This window comes from Rectinema subterraneum, assembly GCA_009768935.1.
Taxonomy (GTDB): Bacteria; Spirochaetota; Spirochaetia; order Treponematales; family Rectinemataceae; genus Rectinema; species Rectinema subterraneum.
Map to the genome: position 1 here is coordinate 62,793 of WESA01000006.1, position 11,682 is coordinate 74,474.

The window sequence follows — 11,682 nt, forward strand, 5'->3', positions numbered from 1 at the left end:
CATGCTGGCGTCGCCAGTTTGCCAAACTGCAGATATCAGGAAATTCGTTCCTCATTATCAGGAGTTATCATGAATCATGAAGAAATACTTGCCCGGGCCAAGGAATATATCTCGTTCGAGACTGACCAATTCTTTTCAGATGAAGTAAAAGCGCTTCTTGAGAAAGGTGACTGGAAAGAACTGGAAGATCGTTTCTACAGGGATCTTGAATTTGGTACGGGAGGACTTCGAGGCGTCATCGGCGGCGGTTTTAATCGCATGAACACGCTCGTTGTCACGAGGGCAACTCAGGGGCTTTGCGATTACCTCAAGGAGCAGTTCCCCGACAAACCGCTTTCAGCCTGCATTGCCTATGATTCCAGGCGCAAGTCCAAAGAGTTTTCGCTGGCAACCGCGCTTGTGTTCGCGGCGAACGGAATCAAGGCATACCTTTTTTCTTCGCTGAGGCCCACGCCCGAGCTTTCCTTTGCGATTCGCAAGCTCGGCGCCGATACCGGCGTTGTCGTCACTGCCAGCCACAATCCGCCGCAATACAATGGCTATAAAGCGTACTGGAACGATGGCTCGCAGGTGGTTCCACCGCACGACACCGGCATTATCCAGAAAGTGCTGAAAGTCCGCGATGTAAAGCTCATGCCCGAATCCGAAGCGCGCGCGAAAGGCCTTCTTGTGAATATCGACAAGGACATCGACGAAGCCTATGTCGCAATGGTGAAATCCCATCTTTTGCGCCCTGAACTTTTTTCGAAAATGGCCGATTCTGTCAAGGTCATCTATACGCCGCTCCATGGCACCGGAGCGATGCTATTCGAGCGCATCATGAAAGACCTCGGGCTCAATGTGCTTACCGTGCCCGAACAACGCGAGCCGAATGGCGAATTCCCCACGGTTTCCTATCCCAACCCGGAGGAAGCGGCCGCCCTTTCCATGGCCATTGAGTTTGGCAAGAAAACACATGCGGATGTCGTTATGGCAACAGACCCCGACGCCGATCGCCTGGGAATCGCGGTTCCCGATGGTTCTGGCGGTTTTACCCTCGTAACCGGCAATCAGCTTGGTTCACTACACCTTGACTATATTGCGCTCACGCTTAAAGAGCTGGGCAGAATGCCGCCCCGCCCTGCTTCCATCCGCAGCATCGTCACCACAGAATTCCAGAAAGCCATTGCAGAAAAGCATGGAATAGCAAGCTTCGAATGCCTTACCGGCTTCAAGTGGATTGCCGATCTTATGCGGCAATTCGAAAGCAATGGTTACGATTTTGTCTATGCAACCGAAGAATCGTACGGCCACCTCATCGAACAGGAAGTCCGCGATAAGGATGGCATTTCCGCTGCAGCGCTCACCGCTGAAATGACATTGTACTGGAGGTCCCAGGGCAAGAGCCTCCTCGATCGCCTCGAAGATCTCTACCGTGAATTCGGCTATTTTGAAGAAAAAGGTCTCAGCGCGTACTTCGAAGGAGAAAAGGGCATGCAGATCATGAGCGGGATCATGGATGCATACCGCAGAGAGCAGCCGAAGCAATTCGGCGGAATTCCGGTCGTGTGGACGAGAGACATCAAAGCTGGCACCGCATGGGATCGCGCTGGCAAAATCAGCTCGATAAGCCTGCCAAAGAGCGATGTAATCCAATGGCGCCTCGAAGAAGGCACTCTTCTCACCGTGCGGCCTTCAGGCACCGAGCCTAAAATTAAATACTACATTCTCTGCCATAGCGTTGGTGAAGATCTAGCCAAAACAAAAGCAGAGACAAAACGAAAGATTGCCGCAATCGAAGCTGACATCAAAGCAGTCATCGACGCACACCGCAAATGACCGAAAATAACGGCGCTCCACTATGGGCGTCGCTTTTCAGCGATGCCCAACCAAAACATGAGCCTCCCTCGCCGTGGTATCGAAAGAGAAATGGCGCATGGGAAGGCGTTTCTTGGCCCGACCCTGTGTGCGGCGGCGAGCCATGGGAAATGCGCACGTATGTCGCGCTCGATGTCGAGACGACAGGACTCAATGCGGCAACGGAGCGCATCGTCGAATTTGCGCTTGTGCCTTTCGCGTTTGATGCTGAGGGAGCGCTGATTGAAATACAGCGGTTTAGCGCTCTGGTGAATCCAGGCATTCCCATCCCGCTGCAGGCAAGCCGCATCCATGGCATACGCGCTGAAGATGTTGCAAATGAGCCTCTTTTTGGAGAAGTGGCGCCGGCGGTCCTGGAATTGTGCAAAAATCGCGTGATTGTCGGCCACAATGTCATGTTCGATATTGGTTTTCTGGAGGGAGAACTCGGGCGTGCAGGCTATGCGCTCGAGACCGAAGAATGTGCCGACAGCTTCGGAATGGCGAAAATCGCATTCCCTGCGATGCAGTCCTATAATCTCGGCAAGCTTGCATTTGCTTTGGGGCTTCCTTCAGATGCGACGCATCGCGCGTTGGGAGATGCGCTCACGTGCATGCGGCTTTTCGCCGCTGCAGCCAGAACGCTTGCCAACCGCTGCGTATAACGGTTTTTTGGCAGAAAGGTCGAGTGGATGCGGTTTGCTGCAAAATGTGCACTCTTCGGCATTGCTGGCATTCTGGCTGCACTTTTGCTTCGATTCACGATGAAGATGATTGCGCCCTACCCTACAATTTCAGGCGTTGTGCTGCCAGAGACTTCCGCGCTTGTCGAATCCACGATTGCTCAATCAAAGCCGGCCCTGAATTTTTTCGAGGAATTGGCCTCTCTCGATATAGATCGCATGCAGAATGCGAGCGTTGCTGAAGTACGCGCAAGAGTGCGGGACTTCATTTCAACAGGTCTTGCGCTTGGCATGGAACCTGAAGCGCTTGCCGCTGAGCTCATTCCTTCTTCGGGCCACATCATTGCAATGCTGATCGACAGCGGCGACTCGGAAGAATTTTCGCAAATCGATGGTGTATCGCTGCCTGCAAAGCTTTCCTATCAGAGAATTGCTGCCCTCAACCCGCTCATGGCATCGCTTCGCTCGCAGTTCGAAGCTATCTTTGACAGTGCGTATGCAATATTAAAGAAATATGGCCGTATAACTCCTTTCCGATGGCTCGAGCCTGAAGCTGCGCGCTGGAAAGGAGGCATAACACTCCCCGGGAAATTCTCATTGCCGCGGATTAGCGACCTCGATTATTCGCATACCTATGCGCTCGATATTTTTTTGCAGGATGTGCAGTACCTTCCTGGCGACATTCAGCGAGGCCCGGTGATTCACTCGTTGAGTGATGGCATTGTGGTCGCAGCAGAGACAGGATGGATTGGTTTTCCGCGCACAAGCGAGGGGCTCTCCTTCTTGGCTGGCGGGATATCTCCAAAATCCGGCAACGGCATCATTATATATTCTCCAGATGAGCACAAATATTATTCATACTTTCACTTGTATGATGTATTTGTTCGTAAAGGGCAGCTTGTGCGCGCTGGCCAGCCTCTTGGCCATGGCGGAAACAGCGGTATCAACGCACGTAAACAAGGAGGCGGCGAGCACCTCCACCTCGAAGTCTTCGATGCCAATGCAGGAAGATTCCTTCGAAACACCCAGCTCATTGCCCTTCTTAAAGCAAGCATAAAAAAGCGCCCAGCCGTTCCCCAAGAATAATTTTCTGGCTATAGTAAGGCCATGAGCAAGACATTTCTTGTCGCAGATATTGGCGGAACGAATACGAATCTGGCCTTGGCGCGCCATGACGGGAAAACGATCGAGCTGGTATTCAAAGAGCGCTACTCTACCCAGGATGAGCGCTCCCTTCTTGAGCCTGTCCAGCGGTTTCTCAAGGCTGCAAGCTCGCTCGGATTTTCAGAAGCAATAGATTTTTGCTGTGTCTCCGGAGCAGGGCCTGTGCAGGCCGATGAAACCATCCAGCTTACTAATGCACCATGGTCGATCAGCGCTTCGGAACTCAGCGCCCTTCTTGGAGTGCCCGTCCGCCTTATCAATGATTTTACGGCGCTTTCGTATGCGGTGACTTTGCTCAATTATAAAAATGAAGCTGAGATCACAAGGCTCCCTCACCTGGACGGCTCGCTTGGAGAACCGGCCGATGGGCTCATGCTCATTGTGGGAGCTGGCACGGGCTTGGGTGTAGGATTTGTCGATCGGCACGGGAAATCGGTTACTGCGTATCCTTCGGAAGGCGGACATTCCGAGCTGCCCTGCTTCGATGCGCTGAGTCATTATTTTAGCGAATGGCTCAGTGAGCGGTACGGATATCCTGCAGGGGCCGAGCTCGCGATTTCAGGCCAGGGAATTGCCAATATTTTTGAATTTGTATGCACAGAAAAGCTCGATGCCCGGATGATCGCTGCAGAGTATGGCATTCCGCAGCCCGGTTCGGGCTCCGGTTTGGGTTCTGGCTTGGATGCCGGCTTGGAGGCCAGTCTGGATGCCGGGCCTTCAGAATTATCGAAAGGCATACTTAAAACGCCTAGAACTGCGTGGCCCGCTGCGATTGCTGCGAATTCCCGCACAGATGCGCACTGCGCGCTCACGATGGAGCTTTTTGTGAGGCTGTATGCGCTAAAGGCAGCCAACCTTGTCTCGATCCTGTTGCCGCGAGGAGGCGTGTGGCTCGCCGGAGGCATTTCTTCCAAGAACGAGACATGGCTTCTGGAGAATCATCGCTTCATGCGGTGGTTCGAAAAGAATTACGCCCCGCACATACGCGAATTCCTTTCGAAGACGCCCGTGCTGATTGTCAAGAATTATGACATTTCGTTGCTCGGCGCTGCCGAAGCAGCACACCAATTTTCGGAACATGGCTAACATGATGAAAGAGGCACAGCTGCATCAAGAAATTCATCCGGATCTGCGCGCTGATATGCTTGCCAAGCACATCGATATCGAGCTCGCGCTCAGCATTCTCGATCGGTACAACCGCGGCGAATTCGACCATGTTGAAAAGATAGTGCCAGCTGGCGTTCCGCCGGTCGATGGTATCCATGTCGTCGATGTGCGAAACCGCCAAGCCAATACAACGCTTTTCAAATTCCCCAAGCGCGAGGCGCTGCAGAACCTTGCTGAAAGGAATGTCAAGCTGCCTGAAGGCATCCCTGAAACAACCGAGAGTGGCGCCGCATATCTGCTTCTTGATGCTGCAAAGCTTGAGGCAATTGGTCGCCAGATTGTACCGAGCTGCGCATATGGCGTGCTAAACGGCGGCTCGGCGACAAGCTATGCCGACCTCAGAAAAAATAGAGCAATCGACGAAGCCCTATTTTCTGCCCTCAAGCCAGCATTCGAGCGCTATTCAGGACTGTGCCGTGACCTGCCCAAAGGCCTTACGCCTGCCTACATCAATCCCGATGGCTCGCCGGGAGCGAGTTTTCTCGAACTCAAAATGCGGGCGCGCCTTCTGGCCGCGAATAGAGCAGGGTTTGCGGCATCAGACGCATTAGTGGTGGCACCTGAAAATGGCTCTGCACCCCGCTCCTCCATGCTGAGCACAGAAGCGCGCGCCGGGCAGCCAGAACGTCTTTTTATGCCCCTCTACCAGATGACGAGCATGGGCAACCACGATCAGCTGCTTTCAGCATATGCAGAGCTTTCCAGCTCGCCCTTTCTGAGCACCCTTTCGCTCAGGACCGGCCTCGACGCAGCGCAGTGGCTGAGCGGCAAACAGCCCTTGATTGCAGCGTATACGCATTCTTCGGAAGGCATGCCCAAGCGCATCTTTGACCGCGCATATGGCAAAGAGCATAGCTCGCTCGCGCTGCCCGGCGGGCACGGTCAGTGTTTCATGGTGCTCGCGGACACCTTCCGAGCCCTTCAGCAGCAGGGTATTCGCTATGCAATGCTGAGCAACGTGGACAACCTCGGCGCTTTTATCGACCCTGTCGAGCTTGCAATCCTGGCTATTTCCGGAAGACCGGCTGGCTTCGATTTCGCGTATCGCACGCCTATCGATGTGAAAGGCGGCATCCTCGTCCGGACACAAGATGGCACAAAAAATGTCGTGGATATCGGCCCCGCAATCGACATCAAAGAAGTAGAGACACTGGAAAAACAAGGCGAAGCTATACTTTTCAACTGCGCAACCGGCATCTTCGACCTCGAATGGCTCGTGCCGAATCTGGAAAATATTGCGCACAGCCTGCCAGTCCGTTTTACCGACCAGGTCAAGGATGCAGGCTCATATTCACAGGCAGAGCAGGTGACTTGGGAAATTGTCTCGCTTTTGCCGGACTTTGTGGCTTTTGCGGTGAACAAGGAAAGACGTTTTCTCGCCGCGAAGATGCTCGCCGAAATGCTGCTGACAAGCGGTTTCGGGAACGATGTGCCTTCAGTTCCGGAAGTGCTGCGCCAGGTCGGCGCTGCGCTCCATGATGGCCAGAGCTGGCTCTTGCAGAATGTGTACGGGCTTGAGCTTGTCAATGGCTGCTGGGTGCCGCCTGAAATATTTAAAAATTAGAGTCTGACCCCTTTTCTTAACTTTTCTTAGCTCCGCGCACCTGGAGGCAGTTCGATCCACACCTCTATCCCGTGCATGATGCACGAAGTGCTTTCAAGCGTGCCACGATCCGATGTGAGCATATTGGCACTGCCATTGGGGTCAAGGCCGTTCTCCGGTTCAGCCCATGCGCCCTCTTCCAGCCAGACAGTCCCTCTTCTTATATTTGCGTCAAGACTGGCAACGGCCAATACCGCACCATAATCATTCCGGATACAGAGCACTGCGCCCTCTGTCGCACCTATCAAAGCCAGGTCTTCAGGATGCATGTGTACGCGCGCTTTTTTTGCGCTGTCGGGAAACGCACCTCGCTGGGAATGTACATACTCAGCTACCTTGGGAGTGAGCAGCTTGAAAGATGAACCGGCCGACAGCTCGCCCTGCCCTTTCTTTGGCGCTTTTGGGTCGGCATTGCCTTTTGGAGCGGTATCGTCTTCCTTGGCTGCATTGTCTTCTTTGGCCCCATTGCGTTGCTCCCAGAACCGAGCCATCTCGTATGTCCAAAGCGGGCTTGAAAATTCAATCTTGCCAGTTTTTGTCTGTAGCGGATTGCTTCCAGGATCCGCAAAAAATGCATCCAGCCCAGCTCTGAGGCGTTGAGGCATAGCATAAAAACCGCTCTGCTTGAATGCTTCGATGTCAGGAATTCCCGATTCGGCCATAAGATAAGCAATCCATTGCGATTCGTTCTTGCCGCCTGTAAAGATTTCTTTTGCGCCCAGCCGTTCCGCCAGTTCACTGAAGATCTGAAAATCGGACCTCGCCATACCCTCCGGCTCGAAAATCTTCGGTTTGTAGAGCACATAATCGCCGGCCCAGGGGATCCCGATATCCTCTTTTTCGAATGGATCCGCTGCAGGCAAAACTACATCACTATAGCGCGCTGTTGGCGTAAGAAAGAGCTCGTGGCAGACAGCAAAATCCACAGCCTCAAAAGCCTCGATATTTTTTTGAATGTTTGCTCCCTGATTGAGGAAATTGCCTCCCGCGGAATACAGCATGCGAATCTTGCCAAGTCCGTATTGCTGCGGGTTCAGAACCGCATCAGCCCAGCGCAGCACGGGTACTTTGGCTGAATAGACCGTTTCGCTCGGGATTGATTCAGGAATTTCGCGCATTTTTGCTATGGTTATTCCAGGCAGACGATTATTGATCGATCCGCTCGATGCGCCGAGCTTCCCGCTGTTCTTTGTCGCGAGCTGAATTGCAACAGTGAGCCGAAAGGCTTCCTCACCATATTCGACGCGCTGAATCGAATAGCCGGGGATGAGCATGACAGGCTGGTCTTGCCACCAGAGATGTACGAGGCGGCGTATCATGCTCTCTTCTATCCCACATATCGGAGCAGCCCATTGTGGGCTTTTTGGAATTCCATCGATCTCGCCGAGCACAAAGCGCACAAGCGCATCGAAGCCCTCGGTGCGCTCTGCAACATACTCGTGATCATATTGCGGAGAGTTCACAATTTCGTATAAAAGCGCATATCCCAGCGCTGGATCGGTTCCAGGCCTCACCGGAATCCATTCAGCACCGAGCCCCCTAGCAGAGCGGCTGTACCTCGGATCAATCGCAACAATGCGAGAACCCCGTTTTTTTGCCTCGACCAGCCTTGACGGCAGCTCTGCGCCCAGCCTCGCTTCGAGAGGATTCGCGCCCCATAGTACGATCAAATTCGAAAATGCAGTCGAAGCCGGATCAAATCCTGTTTCGCCGACCGACGCCCCGAAGATCCTTGCAAGCGCATAGTTTGCGGCATTGCTGGAATAATTGCCCGATACATGCACCGCCCCGCCAATCGCATTCAGAAACCGCAGCGCCAAAACTTCAGTGTTATGCAACGCCCCTGTCGAGCCTGCGCTTGCGATGCTCATAACCGCGCCTGGCCCGCCTTCAGCGCGGATCTCCGAAAGCCTGCGTGCGACGAGGGCAAGCGCTTCATCCCAGCTGGCTTCCACAAAATCGCCCGAACCGCGAGGCCCGCGGCGCACAAGCGGCTTTGTTATTCTATGAGGTGAATAATGCTCAATATGCGCGCGCATGCCCTTGCCGCAGGCTCGTATCCACTGCCCTGCAGCAGGATTGTGGTGCATGCCAACGACGCGGCCAGCTTCCACCTCGGCGAGCAAAGGGCATGCATCGCCGCCGCAGTCTTTTCCGCAAAAATAGGGCAAGAATCCCATGAACAATCAGTCTATCATGAACCAATCGCGATATCGATCACTTCTTCCATGCGCGTCACTGGGTGGAACACAAGGCCCTTTTTCACATGCTCGGGAATCTCGTCGAGGTCCTTTTCGTTTGCGGCTGGAATGATGATTTCCTTGATTTTGTTGCGCTTTGCGGCGACAGTTTTTTCGCGCAAGCCGCCTATTGGGAGCACTTGCCCCGTCAGACTGAGCTCGCCGGTCATTGCAAGTCTGTCTTTGATGCGCTTGCCCAGCACGAGAGACAGGAGCGCAGTTGCCATGGTAATGCCGGCAGAAGGCCCATCCTTCGGTGTGGCGCCTTCGGGGATATGCAAATGAATCTGCCGCGATTCGAAGTACTGGGCATCAATATTGTATTTCTGAGCTGCTATGTTGCGCACATAGGTATAGGCGATCCCTGCCGATTCCTGCATGACCGAACCCATCTGCCCGGTCAGCTTAAAGCCCTCTTTGCCGGGGTTGGCCACCGCTTCGATAATGAGCGTATCACCGCCCATGCTTGTCCAGGCAAGACCTACCGCCATACCCGGCCGTGTTGCCCGCTTGAGCTCGTCATCGCGGAAAATCGGCTTGCCGAGGTACTTTTCCACTGCATGCTTGTCGATGACAAATCGCTCTTCCTGTTTGTTTTCGATTACTATTGCTTTTGCAATCTTGCGATGGATCTTGTCGAGTGCCTTTTCGAGATTCCGCACGCCTGCCTCGCGCGCATAGCCATCGATCATTGCAAGAAGCGCATCACGCGTATATTTTACCTGATTTTTAGCCAAGCCATTTCGCTCCAGACTTCGCGGAATGAGATAGTGGCGCGCAATCTCGATTTTCTCGACATCGACATAGCCCGGCAGCTGGATTACCTCCATACGGTCGAGAAGGGGCCGCGGAATCGTATCCAGCGTATTCGCGGTGACAATAAAGAAAATATTGGAAATATCGAAGGGAAGGTCGAGATAGTGGTCTCTGAAGCTGAAATTCTGCTCGGGATCCAGTGCTTCAAGAAGCGCGCTCGACGGGTCTCCCTGATAGGAAATGCCCATCTTGTCGATTTCGTCGATCATGAATACAGGGTCGCGGCTCTTGGTGAGCTTGAGCCCCTGAATAATCTTGCCGGGGAGCGCTCCGACATAGGTGCGCCGGTGCCCCTTTATCTCGGCCTCATCCCGCATGCCGCCCACCGAAAAACGGAAAAACTGTTTACCGAGGGCACGCGCAACCGATCTTCCGACACTCGTTTTTCCGACGCCCGGAGGTCCAACAAGACAGAGAATCGTCCCTCTTGAGTCTCGCTTGAGCTTGCGCACCGCGAGATATTCGATGATCCGATCCTTCACATCCTTGAGGCCGTAGTGATCCTCTTCCAGGACCTTCTGCGCATGCTTGATATCGAAATCAGCTGAAAGCGGCGCATTCCAGGGGAGCGAGCAGACGAGATCGAGCCAATTGCGCGTCACCATATATTCGCTGGATGAAGGCTCCATAAGATTGAATTTTTCGAGCTCCTGCTCGACTATTTCTTTTATTTCGCCGTCGAGATTGAATGAATCGATTTTCTCGCGGAAGCGCTGGTAGTCCGAACTGCGCGCATCGCCTGCCATGCCGAGCTCCTGCTTGATAGCCTTGAGCTCCTCGCGAAGAAAGTAGTCGCGCTGGCTCTTTTCGATTTTTTCGTTGATTTCGGCCTGGACCTTTTTCTGGATCCGCAAGAGCTCCTTTTCCTTGCTGATATGGATGAGAACCTTTTCCATGCGCTCGCGGACGTCGAGGGTTTCGAGGATTTCTTGTTGTTCTTTTTTCTCGATATTGAGAATACTCGCGATGAAATCAGCAATCTTGCCCGGATTGTCGATATTGATCATGTTGAGGCGCATCTCTTCCGAAAAAAGCGGATTGTTCTCGCTGAGCTGCTTCATCTCGCTTATGAGCGCCCGCGTGAGCGCCTTCACCTCATCCGTATCGTAGTTTGTGTCATCGAGGTAGGTGACAGCAGCGATAATTGGCTGCTCCTTTGACATGTATTTCTTGACTTTGAACCGCTTGAAGGTGGAAATGAAAATGTTGATGCCACCGTCGGGCAAGTTTATTTTTTTAATAACTTTTGCAGCGGTGCCGACCTGGTACAAATTGCCTGCAGAAGGCTCGTCTGTATCGTCTTTCTGGAGCACGAGCCCGATCATCCCGTCTGTAGAGATCGCTTGCTCAACGAGCTGTATGTCTGGCTCTTTGCCAATCATGATTGGGGTGAAAATTCCGGGGAAAATCGGCTTTCCCACGAGCGTGATAATCGGAAGCTTGTTGGGAAGAATCTGGTCAATGGGGATCAATTCACTCGTCGACATATGGTTACCACCTGAAATAGTGAATATTTTGGATATCGCCGCGGGTCTTAGACCGCATGTTTAATGTAAGAAAAAACAGCCCTTGTCGGCAACAATTCCATAGTGTCATGAACCCTGCATATGAATTTGAAGTGAAGGCCTCTTTCCTTGCGTCTATAAGGAGAGGAGGCTTTCATGCATCATTTTCATTTTTGCCCAAACCCGGCCTGTGCGTATCATCAGCACGCACCGAAAGAACGCTGGTTCGTCGCCGCGGGGTTCTATGTGACCAAAACCTTCGGCAAAGTCCAGCGCTTCCGCTGCCAAGCCTGCGGCAAGTACTTCTCTACCCAGACCTTCAGCCTTGATTACTTCGCCAAGCGCAGAATCGCCTATCCCCAGATCGAAACCCTGCTCAGCTCTTCCATGAGCATCCGCGCACTCTCACGATTCTTCTCTGCTTCGTGCGGCACCATCCAGAACCGTATCGACCGACTCGCCCGTCAAGCCATCGCACTCCAGAGCCTGCTCCGTCCCCATGCCAATCCCCATGAATCCGTCTGCATCGATGGCTTTGTCTCCTTCGATGTCTCTCAGTACTTCCCCAACAACATCACCCTCGCCGTCACCGCCGATTCTCAATTCTTCCTTGCCGCGACCCATGCCACCCTGCGCCGTTCCGGCAACACCACCGAGGCTCAAAAGCA

Annotated in this window: 8 protein-coding genes; 6 read left to right on the plus strand and 2 right to left on the minus strand. The window is 53.3% G+C overall.

What is annotated here, in order from left to right; translation table 11 throughout:
* The first annotated feature begins 69 nt into the window (after nucleotides 1–69).
* The 5 genes from GAP13_RS03300 to GAP13_RS03320 are packed head-to-tail and all read left to right on the plus strand — an operon-like array spanning nucleotide 70 to nucleotide 6,414.
* Nucleotides 70–1,818, plus strand: a complete 1,749-nt coding sequence (locus GAP13_RS03300; RefSeq protein ID WP_158906162.1) for a phospho-sugar mutase — start codon at nucleotides 70–72, stop codon at nucleotides 1,816–1,818.
* Nucleotides 1,815–2,501, plus strand: coding sequence for a 3'-5' exonuclease (locus tag GAP13_RS03305; RefSeq protein ID WP_158906164.1), 687 nt, complete (start codon nucleotides 1,815–1,817; stop codon nucleotides 2,499–2,501). The genes GAP13_RS03300 and GAP13_RS03305 overlap by 4 nt, the downstream gene beginning before the upstream one ends.
* Nucleotides 2,502–2,528: 27 nt before the next feature.
* Nucleotides 2,529–3,605 (plus strand): M23 family metallopeptidase, encoded by a 1,077-nt coding sequence (locus GAP13_RS03310; RefSeq protein WP_158906166.1) that lies wholly within the window; start codon nucleotides 2,529–2,531, stop codon nucleotides 3,603–3,605.
* A gap of 21 nt (nucleotides 3,606–3,626) precedes the next feature.
* Nucleotides 3,627–4,769 carry a glucokinase gene (locus tag GAP13_RS03315; protein ID WP_158906168.1) on the plus strand — a complete coding sequence of 381 codons (1,143 nt, stop codon included), beginning with the start codon at nucleotides 3,627–3,629 and terminating at the stop codon, nucleotides 4,767–4,769.
* On the plus strand, nucleotides 4,762–6,414 hold the full coding sequence (locus GAP13_RS03320; protein ID WP_158906170.1) for a UTP--glucose-1-phosphate uridylyltransferase: 1,653 nt from the start codon (nucleotides 4,762–4,764) through the stop codon (nucleotides 6,412–6,414). Before GAP13_RS03315 ends, GAP13_RS03320 begins: the two co-directional genes overlap by 8 nt.
* A gap of 26 nt (nucleotides 6,415–6,440) precedes the next feature.
* Here the strand turns inward: GAP13_RS03320 and GAP13_RS03325 are convergent, their stop codons facing one another.
* Together GAP13_RS03325 and lon are read right to left on the minus strand one after the other, a co-directional pair.
* On the minus strand, nucleotides 6,441–8,633 hold the full coding sequence (locus tag GAP13_RS03325; protein ID WP_158906172.1) for a molybdopterin-containing oxidoreductase family protein: 2,193 nt from the start codon (nucleotides 8,631–8,633) through the stop codon (nucleotides 6,441–6,443).
* Between the two features lie 14 nt (nucleotides 8,634–8,647).
* Nucleotides 8,648–10,996: an endopeptidase La gene (gene lon / locus GAP13_RS03330; protein ID WP_158906174.1), complete on the minus strand. Its 2,349-nt coding sequence runs from the start codon at nucleotides 10,994–10,996 to the stop codon at nucleotides 8,648–8,650.
* Between the two features lie 174 nt (nucleotides 10,997–11,170).
* Between lon and GAP13_RS03335 the strand changes: the two genes are divergently transcribed.
* A partial coding sequence (locus GAP13_RS03335; RefSeq protein WP_503473367.1) for a hypothetical protein occupies nucleotides 11,171–11,682 on the plus strand: 512 nt, incomplete at its 3' end.

Excerpts from the sequence above, each read along its gene's own strand:
- GAP13_RS03310 (WP_158906166.1), top strand. The coding sequence starts at position 2,529 with ATGCGGTTTGCTGCAAAATGTGCACTCTTCGGCATTGCTGGCATTCTG.
- GAP13_RS03300 (WP_158906162.1), top strand. The coding sequence starts at position 70 with ATGAATCATGAAGAAATACTTGCCCGGGCCAAGGAATATATCTCGTTC.
- GAP13_RS03305 (WP_158906164.1), top strand. The coding sequence starts at position 1,815 with ATGACCGAAAATAACGGCGCTCCACTATGGGCGTCGCTTTTCAGCGAT.
- GAP13_RS03325 (WP_158906172.1), bottom strand. The coding sequence starts at position 8,633 with ATGGGATTCTTGCCCTATTTTTGCGGAAAAGACTGCGGCGGCGATGCA.
- GAP13_RS03315 (WP_158906168.1), top strand. The coding sequence starts at position 3,627 with ATGAGCAAGACATTTCTTGTCGCAGATATTGGCGGAACGAATACGAAT.
- lon (WP_158906174.1), bottom strand. The coding sequence starts at position 10,996 with ATGTCGACGAGTGAATTGATCCCCATTGACCAGATTCTTCCCAACAAG.
- GAP13_RS03320 (WP_158906170.1), top strand. The coding sequence starts at position 4,762 with ATGGCTAACATGATGAAAGAGGCACAGCTGCATCAAGAAATTCATCCG.